We start from the raw sequence: 15,729 nt of genomic DNA on the forward strand, positions 1-15,729 counted from the left end.
ACTTTATTATGACAACTTACACCGCCGCTCAAGTGATGACAGCAACGCCAGTCGTCCCAGTTATTGTGGTAGACAATGTAGAGCAAGCCGTCAATCTTGGTAAGGCACTGGTAGCAGGTGGCGTGCCTGTTTTAGAGGTAACGCTTCGTACCGATGCCGCTTTAGAGGCGATTAGTGCATTGCGTAAAGAAGTACCTGATGCGATCGTCGGCGCCGGAACAGTATGCACACGTGCGCAATACATACAAGCGGTTGAAGCAGGCTCCCAGTTTATTATTAGTCCTGGGCTGACACCTGATCTGTTAGCCGTTGGCAAAGAATATGATATTCCCTACTTACCGGCTGTGGCGACCATATCTGATATCTTGTTGGGAATTGAATATGGCTACGACCACTTTAAATTCTTCCCAGCGGAAGTGAACGGTGGTGTGAAAGCGCTTAAAGCGTTTTCTGGCCCGATGCCTCACATCCGTTTTTGCCCGACTGGCGGCATTAATGAAAAGAACTACAAAGACTACTTAGCACTCGAAAGTGTATTGTGTGTTGGTGGTTCTTGGATTGTGCCGACGGATCTTGTACAAGCGGGTAAGTGGGATGAGATCACCGAGCTTGCGAAATCGGTTCAACAGTAATTCTTCTCCGTTTCAGTACTTTTCTAAATGCCCTTCTGTGAAAACAGCGGGGCATTTTTTGATTTGAACTTTTATTTTTATACTTTACTAAGACATACTGTATTCATTACGCGATTGTCGATAGACAGCAAATGATGGAGGAGTGGCATGTTTAATAAGCTGACGTTTAAGCGAAAGAGTCATGATCCTCTGATCGATGATGATCTACTCGAGCAGCCGATGAGCGTGGCGGAAGCCGCTGAGGAATACGCTTGTGCCTACGATGACGTGAGCTTTTGGACGAAGTGTAAGCGTTATGCTGGTTCGATTGGTCGATCAGGGTTAGAAAAAGCGTTTACGTTGTATTACGCGACGGAGCACAAAAACTGTACCTTCGCTCATAAGACTGCAATCTATGGGGCGTTAGGGTATTTACTGACCCCGATTGACGCGATTCCCGATTTAACACCATTGCTCGGGTACACCGATGATATCGGCATGATTGGAGCGGCGTTAGTGGCAGTCGGTTTGTGTATTGATGATGGAGTGAAGCACCAAGCGAAGGACCGTGTTGGCCGATTGTTGGGCGAAGGTGCTTTAGACGGCGTGCGGGCGTTTGAAGACTGCGATATGGATGCGGTACTGAGTGTCTGGTTAACCGCTTCTATTAAAGCGCATGATTTTGTGGCGCCTGATTTTTGGGCTTCGCAAGTTGAAGCGATGCGCGATGTTTACTTACCTTCTGCAAAAGTATACGTATACGAAAAGCAGGGCAAAGTGGTGGGCTTTTACGCACTGACTAATAGCACTTTGGCGGCATTGTTTGTGGCAACAGATGAGCAAGCTAAAGGTGTAGGTAAGTGCTTACTAGCTCATGCTAAAGCCCAGCAAAAAGCGCTGACGTTAACGGTTTATACTGCGAATGAGCCGAGTATAGGTTTTTATATGTCGCAAGGTTTCAAAGTAGCCAGTGAGCAGATAAATGAGCACACAGGCCACAAAGAATATGTGATGGCTTGGGCGAGCGCCTAGTAAAAATTAGCGGATTTTAGCGATGGTCGTATCGACTCGTTCAGGTTGTAATGCAACCTTGGAACGTAAACGAGGGTATTTACTAGACACTTTTTCAAGGTTTTTGGCGTTGCCAACTTGAATAACGCCTACCATCCCCATCATTAAATGTGGTGGGCAATAATACACGTGAACACCTTCATTTTCTAAAGACAGGGTATGCTCCTGATTTAACTTACTTGACCAAGCCGAGCTGCCTTCAGGGACAATATAAGACTTGGCGTTGTGCCCTGATTGAGTTGGAATAAAGGTCACTGTATCGCCAACGTTGGCATGAATGTAATCTGGCTCGAAGACCATAGATCCTGATTCACCGTAATTTAGCATTTGAATTTGCCAATCTTTGGCGAGGGTATTATTCGCTATCAATACCATACTTAAGAGTATAGGCGTTGAAAATTTAATCATGTTCACATCTTCCTAATGTTGCATAGCAAAACATGAAAGCCTGCCTTGCTATGCGTTCTTATTGAGTTACTTATCAAGACTGACGGTGAAAGTACCTTTTGGAACAACAGGTAAATAGCGTTTATAAAAATCCAGGTAGTGTTGTTCAGGCTCTAGGTCCTTAAACAATGAAGGGTATTGAGATTTAGCAATAAATTGCAACATGCTACCATCAAGGATGGTTCGAGAAGCACCTTGATAAATCCCATATACACGGTTGTTTTCTACCGCTGATAAGCTTTCCCAACCTGGTCGTTTAGTAAAACCTTCTAGTCTTTCTTTAGCCAGTTCGCGATTGATGCCTTGGCCCATGACCATAGCGTTCGATTGTTTTCCTGTTTCAGTACCAGTAATGAAGATGACTTCCGGGTCTGATGCTAACACTTGCTCAGGATTGATCGGCCCCCACCACTCAACAAAAGGTGCGGCAATATTGTCGCCCCCTGCGCTGGTCACCATAGCGCCCCACATGTTTTTACCATAGGTAAATGAATATTCACTTGGTCCTTGATTACCAAACTCTATATAGGTTCGAGGTTTAGGCTGTTGGGCGTTTTCTATGGTGGTATGAATGTGTTCCACCAATGCTTCGTATTCGTCAGAAATCTTTTGCGCACGGTCTTCTTGGTCGGTCAGAGCACCAATGATTTGTGTACTTTTGAGATGGCGTTCAAGTGTTTGAGCATTATAGTCCACCACGACAATAGGAATGCCAGCGTCTTCCAAGGTGTCCACGTCCATGCCTAAACCTTTGTATTGCCAGTCTGCTAGTAAGATGACATCCGGATTTAAACTAATGATTTTTTCAACGGAAAACGTCTGAGATTCGACTTCGCCAACATCTGGAATTTGTTTAAGGGATGGGCGGTAATCTGTATATAACTTCCAGCTGGCAGGGCGCCAAGCTTCCCATGTGTCTCGAGAGATACCTACAACGTGATCAAAGGCCTGTTCGGTTCCAATAGCCATATAGTCTTCAGCATAAAAACCTAGAACGACGCGTTGAGCGGGGACATTAACGCTTACGCTGCGTCCTAATACATCTTCAATGGTTTGGATGTCTGCATGAGCAGATGCAGCCATAAGCGAGGTTGTTAACGCTGCCAAAACGAAACGTTTCATAGGTATCCTTATAGTGTAAACGAGAATTATTGGCGTCTATTGTAGGGAGAAAATCTTTGTTTTCAAGTGATATTGAGATTCGTTTTCATTTTGTGTGATGGCATTCATGTGATGGGATGTGGTTCTTTATTGAGCCTGGAGAAGTAAGGTGGAAATAAAAAATGCCCCATTGATTTATCTCAGGGGCACTTTAAGGAGACGCTCATCTAAAGCAATTAAGCGAAGCGGTTTTCTAAGTAGCGAATGATTTCTTTTGAGTCATACAGCCATTCTGTTTGGCCGTCTTTTTCAATGCGTAGGCAAGGCACTTTTACTTTACCACCGCCTTGTTTTAGCTCTTCTCGGTAAGGCGATCCTTCGGAGGCACTGCGTTTTTCAACCGGAAGGTTGAGCTTGTATATGGCGCGTCGAGTCTTAGTGCAAAATGGGCAAGCAAAAAATTGGTAAAGGGTAAGATCTTGTGCTGCTTGATTCACTTCCTGCTGTTGCTCAGGAGTGCGCTTCTTTTTAGACCCACGGGTAATTAAGTCAAGTAAGGCTATGATGCCTCCAAGTAAGTTACGGATCAGTTTAATGAACAATTTCATAGATGGACTCGCTTATTCATATTCTAGGGTGTTTCTCAGATTTTGCGCCATTCTAGCTTGAAAGCAGCTGCTGTTTAAGTATTAGACACAATGTTTTTTTATCAGCGTCGTATTTTAGTCGATATCATTGCTCTAGCTTGCGTGGCTTAGTCGCTCAAGCGTATTCTTTGCTTTTATGTTATCAAAAAGTGCTTTTTGTGCTGCTGGTTGATTTGAATTGGACCCTTTATGAACGTTATTGATTTTCTAAAATTAAACCTGAGAAATAAGATGAAGGTAGCGCAAGGCAATCATGTATCGATTGATGCTTCTGCAAAAATTCGCGGATGTGAGATTATAGTGAAAGGACGAAACAACCATCTACGAATTGCGAAAGGGTGTAATCTCCGTGATGTACACTTAGAAATTTTGGGTAACAACTGTTCGATTACTATCGATGAAGGGTGCGTAATTGGTGAGAATTGCTATCTGTCATCCCGTGAAGAAGGCACAACGCTAGCGTTAGGTGCTGATTGTATGCTGTCGCGTAATGTAAAGCTGATGACCAGTGATGGCCATGATATTTTGAAAGCTGGACAGCGTGTTAATTTTGCTAAAGACATCACTGTAGGGCGTTCTGTTTGGTTAGCAGATAATGTTACGGTACTAAAAGGGGTCGTCATTGGGGAGGGCTCTATCGTTGGGATCAATTCCACGTTGACAAAAAGCATTGCCAATAATGAAGTCGCTGCAGGCTCTCCAGCAAAAGTTGTTGCTACAGAAACTTCATGGCATGAGGCGTTAACGTTCTAGTCTACATTTTGAAAAGCAGTCTTCAAAGATTCCAATTCAGAAAGTGCTAGATGCTTCATTAAGGTGTATTGGAAAGCGCTTTTTTTCGACTAAGTATTGTGTTGCCGTGTGTTTCTCTAAGGGTTTGGAGAAATAGAACCCTTGGAATCGATGGCAGCCGATGCTGCTTAGAATGTTTTCTTCAAAGTTAGTTTCGACGCCTTCTGCTATAACAGACAGCTTCATATGTTTGGCCATGGAGATAATCGTATTGATGATCTCGTAACTGTTAGGATCTTCAGTAATATCTCGAATAAAAGACTGATCAATTTTCAACTGATCCAATGGTAAATGCTGCAAATAGCGTAAAGATGAATAGCCAGTACCAAAATCGTCAATTGAGAAACGAATGCCGCGTTGCTGTAAAGCATTCATCTTGGCAGCCACCGCTTTGATATTTTCAACCAACATACCTTCGGTGATTTCTAAGTCAAGCTGATTGGCATCGACACCTGTAGTATCAATTACGCGTTGAATTTGCTCGACAAAGTCTTCGCGTGAAAATTGAAAAGGACTGATATTCACCGCTAGGCTTTTAAAGCTTGCTGGTAGACCAACGACCTGTTGCCAGGTGTATAATTGGCGACACGCCTCCATTAACACCCATTCACCTAAAGGGTTTATTAAGCCTGTTTCCTCTGCGATAGGAATAAATTCAGCCGGTGAAATTTGGCCAAGTTCCGGGCTTAGCCACCTTACAAGGCTTTCAAAGCCAATGAGTTCTCCCTGATCGTTTACTTGAGGTTGGTAAACTAAATAGAGCTCATTTCTTTCCAGTGCATGGTGTAACGCTTTTTCCATTTTCAAGCGTTCTGTTGCGAACTGTTGCATTTCACTACGGTAGAAATGGAAACCGCTACGACCATTTTCTTTGGCTTTGTACATGGCAGTGTCAGCCTGCTGTAGAATACGCATGCCATCTGACTGATCCATAGGGAACAGGCTGATACCGATGCTAGCGGATACATACAATTCTACTTTTTGAATCACAAAGGCAGTGCTCATAGCAGCTAAAAGTTGCTCAGCAAGGTGAGACACGGTCGCTTGTGCATCCTGCATATCTTGGCAAATATCCGGTAACAGTAAAACAAATTCATCGCCACCTAAGCGAGATGCAGTGTCGCCTTTAGAGATTAAGGTATTGATACGCTTTGATACCTCAATCAATAACTGATCACCTGCATGATGACCCATAGAGTCATTAATTGTTTTAAAACGGTCTAAATCAAGAAACAGAACCCCGCCAATGTGATCATGCTCCTGAGCAACTTCGATCGCATTACTTAAGCGATCATGAAGAAGTCGTCGGTTAGGTAGATTAGTTAAAGCGTCATAGTAGGCGAGGTATCTAACCTGTTCTTGGTCTTTTATACGCTGCGTGATATCACGAACGGAGACAAGATAACGAGGAGTATTATCTAACGTAATCATACTGGCACATACTTCAACGGGGACCATGGTGCCATTATGACGTACATAACGGGTTTCAAACGTGGAGACTTTGCCTAGTGTATCTTGGGTCCAATCTATCAACACTTCTCGGTTGAATTTATGGTCGATGTTTTTTAGGTTCATGGTCTTTATACTAGACTCTCTGTAGCCTAATAAATGTATCGCCGCATCATTGAAATCAAGTATTTGGCCTGTTTGAGATGTCAGTAACATACATTCTCGTGATTGCTGCATTACAGCGCGGAAATAGGCTTCGCGTTTCTCAAGTTCTACTTCTACAGTTTGACGTTGATGCCACAGAGTCGAAAAAGTTCTAGCCAAAACACCGATTTCATCGTCACGATTAATTTCAGTGAAGTGAAGACCTTCATTGTTTAGCTTGCGTTGACCTACACTTCCAAGTTGCTGGATAAATCGAGATAAAGGTCTTGAGGTTTGAAAGTAGATTAAGGTAAGAATTGCTGTACTTAAAACGAGTGTTGCTAAAATTGTCGTCGTGATTAAACGCAGGGTACGACTGATAAAGTTTTCTGTAACCGCTCTATTGTCTATGCTGGCAGTAAGCTCTCCAACTCGAAGATCACCTCTTTTAAGCTCAAGTGTATAGGTTTGTTTTAAATCATTGGCCAAATAATCAGACAACCAGCTGTATGAATGCGAAGAAATTGGTCGATAATAATAGGCCATTTCATTGCTTAAATCGTCTCTTAGCACTATTTCATAAAACACATTAGTCCGCATTAACCCGCTTAAAACTTGTTTAGCTAGGTTAGAATCTAGCGTATAAGCAGATTCTATTGCAGCATTTTCTACTGTCTCCAGTGTCCCAACCATTCGACCACTGATGTTTTCTTTCTCTTCACGCCAATCCGTGAAAATTTGAAAAGAACTTCCTAAAATCCCCATGGCTATTAAGAGGACTAAAGCCCATTTGGCTTGCTTATAGGATAAGCGCTTATGTAGTTCCAGCATACTGAGTCTTCATAAAATTAAGGGACGTCATTAGGGTTGGTAATGCCATATTTTGCGTACAAATCACGTATTTTTCCTGATTCACGAAGCACGCTTAAACCTCGATTTAAAGTACGCCATAGGTGTTCTGAGTGCTTGAATTTCTTGCTAAAACAAACCGTGTAATCAGTGTGATCGATGTTATCTATTTTGTAGAAACTGAATTGATCTTTCACATCCATCTTATCAAGCACATAAACCAGACTTTCTTTATCTGTCATGAAGATATCTTGATTACGATGTAATAATAGAGCTACTCCTTTATTTATGCCGTTTACGACAGAGTAGTTAATATTATTACTCTTTAGAATATGCTCTTGCGCCCACCCAGCCATTACGATGTTTTTATAGGTAGATAGTATGTTCAGTGGATGAGAATCTTGTTTGCCTAAGAAGTCTTTTTGGGTGGCCAAAACCATTGTAGAGTAGCTGACAGCTTCTGAAAAATAACTGAAAGCGGACCTTTCTGCTATTGGGCGACAAGATACCGCGCCTAAAATAAGTCCAGCTTCCAAATCACGCATGATGCGTTTCCAAGGGGCTGTTTTGAAGGCGACCTCAATGTTCTGAGATGCGTAAGCTGCTCGAATTATTTCAATGTCGGCGCCATACAAACCGTCCTCACCAACATTATCTTCATAAGAGGGGACAATGTCAGCATTGATCGAATAAGGGGGAAAGTGCATTGAGTAAAGCACCACTTTTTCGGCATGGGCCATACTATTGGTTAACAACAAAAAACCAAGACAAAACAGATAACCATGGCAGCTATTCAAACTATCCTCCATATTCTTTAGGGTTATAATGCAGTCTAGTACGGTATTGTTCTAGTTTTTTTCCTTTTTTTTGCATGATTATTACACACAAAAACACAATCCCCTTAATCTGTAAAGCCTCTAGTCGCGTAAAGATAAATTTTTGTTATATTAGTTTATTCTGTTTTTCTTATTTAAAAAATGCTTATAAACCAATAGGCTGAATATAATTCACAGTTCATAAGCGGCTAGAGTTAGGCTGATTTTGTAGGTTTTTTAATTCAATTTCGTTTTTACTTAACTTGAGTAAAGCAAGTTTGTATTTAATGGCAGCCGAACTCATGCGAAAAAGAGTCCTACAGAATAGAAAAATATGGGGTTAGCATGAGTCATTATCGATTTTCGCAGGGAGAAACAGAAGTTGATTTGAGTGCGCATTGGATGCCATTTTCAGCCAACCGCCACTTTCATAGTCATCCTCGCATTATTGCATCGGCATCTGGATCTTGGTTCAAAGACCAGCATGGACGTGATGTCTACGATTCTCTGTCAGGACTTTGGACTTGTGGTGCAGGTCATGCACGTCCAGAAATCCAAAAAGCGGTCGCAGAGCAACTAGGGACTCTCGATTACTCACCAGCCTTCCAATTTGGGCATGCGTTGTCTTTTCAACTTGCTGAGCGCATCGTTGCGAAAATGCCAAAGGGTCTTGATCACGTGCTTTTTACCGGGTCAGGTTCGGAAAGCGCTGATACCTCGTTAAAACTAGCTCGTGCCTATTGGAGAGCGAAAGGCAAGTCCAGCAAAACTAAGCTAATTGGTCGTGCACGAGGTTATCACGGAGTGAACTTCGGTGGCACCAGCCTAGGTGGTATAAATGGTAACCGTAAAACCTTTGGCCAACTCCTAGATGCAGATCACCTCCCACATACTCTGCAGCCAGAGTTAGCTTTTACAAAAGGCATGGCTGAAACCGGCGGTGTAGCATTGGCGAATGAGTTTTTGAAACTGATTGAACTTCACGATGCCTCAAATATCGCTGCAGTGATTGTTGAGCCTATGTCAGGTTCTGCTGGTGTTTTGGTGCCGCCAGAAGGGTATTTGCAACGCCTTCGTGAAATCTGTGATGCACATGACATCTTACTTATTTTCGATGAAGTCATTACTGCGTTTGGCCGAATGGGTCGCTGGACGGGAGCGGAGTATTTCGGCGTCACGCCGGATATTTTAAATACAGCTAAGCAGCTTACCAATGGCGCCATTCCGATGGGGGCCGTAGTGACTTCAGAGGAGATCTATAAAACATTTATGGAGCAACCTCTAGCCGATCATTCGATCGAATTTACCCATGGTTATACGTATTCCGCTCACCCTGTGGCTTGTGCAGCAGCGTTGGCCTGTTTGGATTTACTTGAGCGCGATCATTTAATTGAGCAGTCGGCGGAATTAGCCCCTATTTTTGCGAATAAATTGCATGCCCTTAAAGGAACCGATCACGTGATAGATATACGTAATTGTGGTTTAGCGGGCGCACTTCAAATTCAATCTAAAGAAGGTGATCCAACCATTCGCCCCTTCAAAGCCATGTTGGCACTTTGGGACAAAGGCTATTGTGTTCGAGCAGGAGGTGATACGTTGCAATTTGGCCCCACTTTTAATGCCGATCCAGAAGACTTAGAGCGTTTGTTTAGTGCCGTCCATGAGACGCTACACGAGTTAGATTAAGTCATCACATATTTAAACCGTATCAATAGGTATACAAAGTTATGGAAACAGTAACGCATTTTATCGTAGGTAAAATGATCAGCCACAGCGAACAAGTCATCGATGTATTTAACCCTGCGACAGGTAAAGTTACGTGCTCTATGGAAATGGGCAATGCTCAGACCGTTGCCGCAGCCATAGCAGCGGCCGAAGAGGTGTTACCTGAGTGGAAAGCCACACCGCCGTTAAAGCGTGCACGCATCATGTTTCGTTTCAAAGAACTGCTGGAGCAGAACAAAGAAACGATCGCAAAGCTGATCAGTGAAGAACACGGTAAAACGCTTCCTGATGCATTAGGTGAATTGCAACGTGGTATTGAGAATGTTGAATACGCTTGTGGTGCACCTGAGTTACTTAAAGGTGAGTATTCTTCTAATACAGGCCCTGGGATTAATGCGTGGAGTGAGAGTAAACCTGTTGGTATTGTGGCGGGCATAACCCCCTTCAATTTCCCTGCTATGGTGCCCTTGTGGATGTATCCGTTAGCCATAGTATGTGGCAATTGCTTTATTTTGAAGCCGTCAGAAAAAGATCCAAGTTCGACGCTTTATATTGCGAAACTTCTCGTGGAAGCGGGGTTGCCAAAAGGCGTATTGAGTGTCATCAACGGCGGCAAAGAAGTTGTCGATGCGTTGATTGAAGCGCCTCAGGTAAAAGCCATGAGTTTTGTCGGCTCGACGCCAGTAGCGGAGTATATCTATTCCCAAGGTACAGCGAGAGGGAAGAGAGTGCAGGCGCTAGGTGGAGCCAAGAACCATGCGATCGTTATGCCTGATGCGGAGCTAGAGGGTGCAGTCAGTGCTTTAATGGGCGCTGCTTTTGGTTCTTGTGGTGAGCGTTGCATGGCGATCTCCGTAGCGGTGTGCGTTGGCGATGAAACAGCAGAACGTTTAATAGAAAGACTTATCCCGCAAATACAGGCGTTGCGAATTGGCGCATACACTCAAGAAAGCTCAGAAATGGGGCCGCTGATCTCTAAAGAACATTTTGAAAAAGTGACTCAATATGTCGGTGAAGGTGTTTCCAGTGGTGCTAACTTGTTAGTAGATGGTCGTAGATTGAACGTAGAGGGATATGAAGAAGGTTACTTCATTGGTGGTTGTCTGTTTGATCGAGTGACCACAGAGATGAGTATTTACCAAGAAGAAATCTTTGGGCCTGTGCTTTGCATTGTACGTGTGAACAGCTTAGAAGAGGGCATCGCGTTGATTAATGAACATGAGTACGGCAATGGTACCTGTATCTTTACGCGCGATGGTGAAGCGGCTGAGATGTTTTGCGATGAAGTTGAAGCTGGCATGGTCGGCGTCAATGTGCCATTACCAGTCCCTGTTGCTTCACACAGTTTTGGTGGCTGGAAGCGCTCGCTTTTTGGCGACTTACATGCATATGGCCCGGATGGCGTTCGTTTCTACACACGACGCAAAGCAATCAGCCAGCGTTGGCCAAAACGTGCAACTCATGGAGCAGCACAATTTGCCTTTCCAAGTCAGCAGTAGATCCATTTACACTCTCTAAGCATGTTAAGGTGATTGTCACATTCTCAACCTTGAATGGCACTATTTCAATAAGAATGGTGCCATTTTTATTGATAGTGAGTGATTCAGAAGCTATTGCATCGTTTTGTTGTAACTTTAGGTTTAAACCAATTTAACTTGGTGCCTACTACAGAGTTAAAGGCCATTCGTAGATACTTGCCGACTTTCTTTTGACGCAATCGTTATCAACGGAGTTAGGTACATGTCTTTGCGAATATTTTCTGTTTTGTTTTTGGCTACAGTCATAGTCGGTTGCTCCGCAGAAGCGGATTCAACGGTTGCTACAAAAAAACCAGCTCAACCCGTAGATGTAGCGAAGGTGGTTTACGCCCAATACAGCCCCGAGTACACATTTACTACGCGCTTAGAGTCGCCACAGCAAGTGGACTTGCGCCCACGAGTATCAGGTGTCATTGATGAAGTGTCTTTTAAAGAGGGCAGTCAAGTTAAACGCGGTGATTTACTATTCAAAATCGACCCTCGCCCATTTTCTGCTGAAGTCGCTCGCTTAACTGCGGAACTAAATCGTGCACAAGCGGCGCTCACTCAGGCTCAGTCTGAAGCACAACGGGCTAAAAGTCTGCAAGGACGTAACGCTATGTCAGCAGAGCAAGCAGAGTCCCGAATGTCCGTTGCTCAGCAGCGTCGTGCTGAACTGGCTTCAGTACAAGCTGCGTTGGAATCCGCTTTGTTAAATCTACAGTTTACCGAGGTTCGAGCGCCGATTAATGGACAAGTATCTAATGCATTTATTACCGTTGGTAATACCGTACAAGCGGGGCAAAGTGTCCTAACGAAACTGGTCGCAACGGATTCTCTACATGCATACTTTGATGTGGATGAGCGTACATGGAATGACTCATTTTTACAGGTTAAAGCAAATAGCCAAACACAGGCCACTTTAGTTTTATCAGGCAAAGCTCAGAATGAATATCATGGCTTTTTAGACTTCATAGACAATCAAATCAATATTGAGAGTGGTACGTTACGTGTGCGAGCGTCATTTAAGTCAAATGATGAGGTACTTCGACCCGGTGCGTTTGCTCGTATCCAGCTACAGGCCGCGGCAAGTCAGCCGTCTATTTTAGTACCTGATCGTGCGGTAGGAACGGACTTAGAAAATCGCTTTGTCTTAGTGGTTAATCAAGACAATATGTTGGAATACCGCCAGGTTCAGCTCGGGCGTCGTGAGGGTGAACTCCGCGTCATTGAGTCGGGCTTGCAGCCCAATGAGCGGATTGCGGTAAATGGCCCTGCTCGAGTGGGGCCAGGTATGATAATTGCTCCTAGAAATGTATCAATTAAAACGGCTGAATTGGCCTTAGCAGACGTTAAACCGTCAGCATCATAAGGATTCACTTATAATGAAGTTCAGTCATTTTTTTATTAGCCGACCCATTTTTGCGGCGATGCTATCCTTGCTGATTTTGATTGGTGGTGGCATTTCTCTGTTTCAACTTCCCGTCAGTGAATATCCAGAGGTGGTGCCTCCAACGGTTGTTGTGACTGCGAATTACCCTGGAGCCAATCCGAAAGTTATTGCTGAAACGGTGGCGGCACCACTTGAGCAAGAAATGAATGGCGTGGAAAACATGCTGTATATGTTCTCTCAAGCAACCAGCGATGGGCGTATGACATTGACGCTGACATTTGCGCTTGGGACCGATCTAGATCGAGCTCAAGTACAGGTGCAAAACCGTGTATCCAGTGCCTTACCAAGGCTTCCTGAGGAAGTGCAACGTCTTGGGGTAGTGGCAGAGAAATCATCGCCAAACTTGACCATGGTAGTGCATTTGTTTTCCCCCAAAGGTGATCAAGATATTAGCTATCTCTCAAACTATGCCGATATTTACATTAAAGATGCTTTGGCGCGTTTGCCAGGAGTGGGTGATGTGCGAATGTTTGGAGGAGGTAAGTACTCTATGCGTTTGTGGTTGGATCCCGATGAATTGGCATCGAGAGGTCTAATTCCGAGTGATGTGGTGCAGGCAGTACGAGCACAAAACCAGCAAGTGGCCGCAGGGAGTTTAGGTGCACAACCTGTAGCGTTGGACAGTGAATTTCAAATACTTCTCAATGTAAAAGGACGTCTTGAAAGCATTGAAGAATTTGAAAATATCATTGTTCAAGTTGGTAGCAATGGTGCGATGACACGCTTAAAGGACGTGGCTAGAATCGAGCTTGGACAAGACTCTTACTCATTAAGAGCGTTGTTAAGTGGACAAACTGCGGTAGCTATCCCTATTTTTCAGCGACCAGGCTCCAATGCAATTGAATTATCGAATCAAGTACGAGCGCAAATGGAGGAATTGGCAAAGCGTTTTCCTCAAGGTGTTGAGTACGATATTGCTTATGATCCGACCGTCTTTGTTCGAGGCTCAATCGATGCTGTCATCAACACTTTGCTAGAAGCGATTGTATTGGTAGTTATTGTCGTTATTTTATTCTTACAAACATGGCGCGCATCGGTTATTCCATTGATTGCTGTACCCGTGTCTCTTGTTGGAACCTTTGCAGTCATGCAATGGTTGGGCGTTTCTATTAATACGTTGTCTTTATTTGGTTTGGTATTGGCCATCGGTATCGTGGTCGATGATGCGATTGTAGTGGTGGAGAACGTAGAACGTAATATTGAAAATGGCCTTTCTCCCGTGGCCGCTACACGCCAAGCAATGAGTGAGGTAACTGGGCCAATTATCGCGATAGCTTTAGTTTTGTGCGCAGTGTTTATCCCAACTGCGTTTATTCAAGGCTTAAGTGGTCAGTTCTACAAGCAGTTCGCTTTAACCATTACGATCTCTACGCTTATCTCAGCCTTTAACTCGTTGACCTTATCGCCGGCTTTGTCTGCGTTATTGCTACGTTCCCATGATGCGAAGCCGGATGCACTGACAAGAGTGATGAATGCAATGTTTGGTCGTTGGTTGTTTGCACCATTCAACCGATTGTTTGAGCGAGGTGGAAGAGCTTATGAAAAAGGCGTTAAAAAGCTCATTCGTTTAGGCGTTGTGGTTGGTGTGGTCTATATCGGTTTGTTGGGCAGTACTATTAAACTGTTTGACGCGGTTCCTGGCGGTTTTATTCCGTCACAAGACAAGCAATATCTAGTGGCCATTGCTCAACTACCGGATGCCGCTAGTCTAGATAGAACAGAAGCTGTCGTTCGAGAGATGGAACAAATTGCGTTGGCTACCCCCGGTGTACTGCAAACCGTTTCATTCCCTGGTTTGTCAGTAAACGGATTTACCAATAGCTCCAACAGTGCCATTGTCTTTGTGACATTGGAGGACTTTGAAAAACGTAAGACACCTGAACTTTCTGCTGGTGCCATAGCAGGACAACTGAACGGTCGATTTAGCACCATAGATGAAGCGTTTGTAGCGATCTTTCCACCACCACCGATTCTTGGTTTGGGGTCAACGGGAGGCTTTAAGCTTCAAATTGAAGATCGAGCAAGTCTAGGGTTTGATGTTTTGTTTGCTAATCTACAGAAAGTGATGAATGCCGCATATCAGGAACCTGCTCTTACTGGAGTTTTCTCAAGTTTCCGTATTCAGGTACCGCAGATGGATATTGAAGTGGATCGTGAGCAAGCTTTACTACAAGGAATTCCTCTTGATCAAGTTTTTGAAACGCTACAGATTTATTTGGGGTCAGCGTATGTAAACGACTTCAATTTATTTGGAAAAACGTATCAAGTAAATGCCCAAGCAGAAGCTGAACATCGTGTTGATCCAGAGCAGATTTTACGCTTAAAAGTGCGTAATAAGGTTGGAACCATGGTGCCACTAGGATCTATTCTTACTGTTGAATCGGCAATTGGACCTGACCGTGTCATGCATTACAACGGTTATCCAACCGCTGAATTAAATGGTAATCCTGCACCTGGCTACAGCTCGGATCAGGCACAAGAAGCGATTGAGAGAATTCTTAGTGAGCAACTTGATAAAGGTATGGCATTTGAGTGGACAGAAGTGACCTACCAACAAATTTTAGCGGGTAATACAATGGTTTATATTTTTCCACTTGTAGTGCTGCTAGTGTTTATGGTGCTTGCCGCTCAATACGAGAGTTTAACGTTACCGTTAGCGATCATTTTAATCGTACCGATGACGATACTGTCAGCACTATTTGGTGTGTGGTTAATGGGGGGAGATAACAATATTTTTACCAGTGTTGCTTTGATCGTATTGGTCGCATTGGCCAGTAAAAATGCTATTTTGATGGTGGAGTTTGCTAGAGATAAACGTCATCAAGGTGAGTCTAGATTAGAGGCCATATTATCTGCGTGTCGTTTGCGTTTACGCCCAATCTTGATGACATCAATTGCCTTTACTGCAGGAGTCGTGCCTTTGGTGTTGGCAACGGGAGCCGGCGCTGAAATGCGTCAGGCAATGGGGATTGCTGTCTTTTCAGGTATGATTGGTGTCACTATTTTTGGATTATTATTTACGCCGGTATTTTATATGGCAATGACGGCGCTAGAGCGGAAAAACCTTAATCGAAATTCTGTTTAGACATCAAAAGGCGATCCTGAATT

12 protein-coding genes are annotated in these 15,729 nt (G+C 43.8%); 7 read left to right on the forward strand and 5 right to left on the reverse strand.

Features of this window, described 5'->3' with window-relative positions:
- The first annotated feature begins 8 nt into the window (after positions 1-8).
- Positions 9-632 carry a bifunctional 4-hydroxy-2-oxoglutarate aldolase/2-dehydro-3-deoxy-phosphogluconate aldolase gene (locus AYW75_RS03405; RefSeq protein ID WP_067095410.1) on the forward strand — a complete coding sequence of 208 codons (624 nt, stop codon included), beginning with the start codon at positions 9-11 and terminating at the stop codon, positions 630-632.
- Between the two features lie 147 nt (positions 633-779).
- Positions 780-1,643 (forward strand): N-acetyltransferase, encoded by an 864-nt coding sequence (locus tag AYW75_RS18600; RefSeq protein ID WP_082856373.1) that lies wholly within the window; start codon positions 780-782, stop codon positions 1,641-1,643.
- Between the two features lie 6 nt (positions 1,644-1,649).
- On the opposite strand, the gene AYW75_RS03415 is transcribed toward AYW75_RS18600, so the two are convergent.
- The 3 genes from AYW75_RS03415 to AYW75_RS03425 all read right to left on the reverse strand — a co-directional run bounded on the left by AYW75_RS03415 (position 1,650) and on the right by AYW75_RS03425 (position 3,838).
- The gene (locus AYW75_RS03415; RefSeq protein WP_067095413.1) at positions 1,650-2,090 is read right to left on the reverse strand and encodes a pseudoazurin; all 441 of its coding nucleotides are present in this window, start codon (positions 2,088-2,090) and stop codon (positions 1,650-1,652) included.
- Between the two features lie 66 nt (positions 2,091-2,156).
- Positions 2,157-3,251: an ABC transporter substrate-binding protein gene (locus AYW75_RS03420; protein ID WP_067095416.1), complete on the reverse strand. Its 1,095-nt coding sequence runs from the start codon at positions 3,249-3,251 to the stop codon at positions 2,157-2,159.
- 215 nt (positions 3,252-3,466) lie between these two features.
- Positions 3,467-3,838: a glutathione S-transferase N-terminal domain-containing protein gene (locus AYW75_RS03425; RefSeq protein ID WP_067032164.1), complete on the reverse strand. Its 372-nt coding sequence runs from the start codon at positions 3,836-3,838 to the stop codon at positions 3,467-3,469.
- A gap of 270 nt (positions 3,839-4,108) precedes the next feature.
- Between AYW75_RS03425 and AYW75_RS03430 the strand changes: the two genes are divergently transcribed.
- Positions 4,109-4,630: an acyltransferase gene (locus AYW75_RS03430; RefSeq protein WP_197478892.1), complete on the forward strand. Its 522-nt coding sequence runs from the start codon at positions 4,109-4,111 to the stop codon at positions 4,628-4,630.
- 36 nt (positions 4,631-4,666) lie between these two features.
- On the opposite strand, the gene AYW75_RS03435 is transcribed toward AYW75_RS03430, so the two are convergent.
- Positions 4,667-7,093, reverse strand: coding sequence for a putative bifunctional diguanylate cyclase/phosphodiesterase (locus AYW75_RS03435; RefSeq protein ID WP_067095422.1), 2,427 nt, complete (start codon positions 7,091-7,093; stop codon positions 4,667-4,669).
- Between the two features lie 17 nt (positions 7,094-7,110).
- Positions 7,111-7,908: a substrate-binding periplasmic protein gene (locus tag AYW75_RS03440; RefSeq protein ID WP_067095426.1), complete on the reverse strand. Its 798-nt coding sequence runs from the start codon at positions 7,906-7,908 to the stop codon at positions 7,111-7,113.
- A gap of 363 nt (positions 7,909-8,271) precedes the next feature.
- On the opposite strand from AYW75_RS03440, the gene AYW75_RS03445 reads away from it, so the two are divergent.
- The 4 genes from AYW75_RS03445 to AYW75_RS03460 all read left to right on the forward strand — a co-directional run bounded on the left by AYW75_RS03445 (position 8,272) and on the right by AYW75_RS03460 (position 15,706).
- Positions 8,272-9,612: an aspartate aminotransferase family protein gene (locus AYW75_RS03445; protein WP_067095428.1), complete on the forward strand. Its 1,341-nt coding sequence runs from the start codon at positions 8,272-8,274 to the stop codon at positions 9,610-9,612.
- A gap of 41 nt (positions 9,613-9,653) precedes the next feature.
- Positions 9,654-11,150 carry a CoA-acylating methylmalonate-semialdehyde dehydrogenase gene (locus AYW75_RS03450; protein ID WP_067095431.1) on the forward strand — a complete coding sequence of 499 codons (1,497 nt, stop codon included), beginning with the start codon at positions 9,654-9,656 and terminating at the stop codon, positions 11,148-11,150.
- A gap of 241 nt (positions 11,151-11,391) precedes the next feature.
- Positions 11,392-12,540, forward strand: coding sequence for an efflux RND transporter periplasmic adaptor subunit (locus AYW75_RS03455; RefSeq protein ID WP_067032146.1), 1,149 nt, complete (start codon positions 11,392-11,394; stop codon positions 12,538-12,540).
- 13 nt (positions 12,541-12,553) lie between these two features.
- Entirely contained in the window at positions 12,554-15,706 is a 3,153-nt protein-coding gene (locus AYW75_RS03460; protein WP_067095433.1) for an efflux RND transporter permease subunit, read from the forward strand.
- Positions 15,707-15,729 lie beyond the last annotated feature (23 nt).

Origin of the sequence: Marinomonas atlantica, assembly GCF_001639725.1 — a bacterium.
Taxonomy (GTDB): domain Bacteria; phylum Pseudomonadota; class Gammaproteobacteria; order Pseudomonadales; family Marinomonadaceae; genus Marinomonas; species Marinomonas atlantica.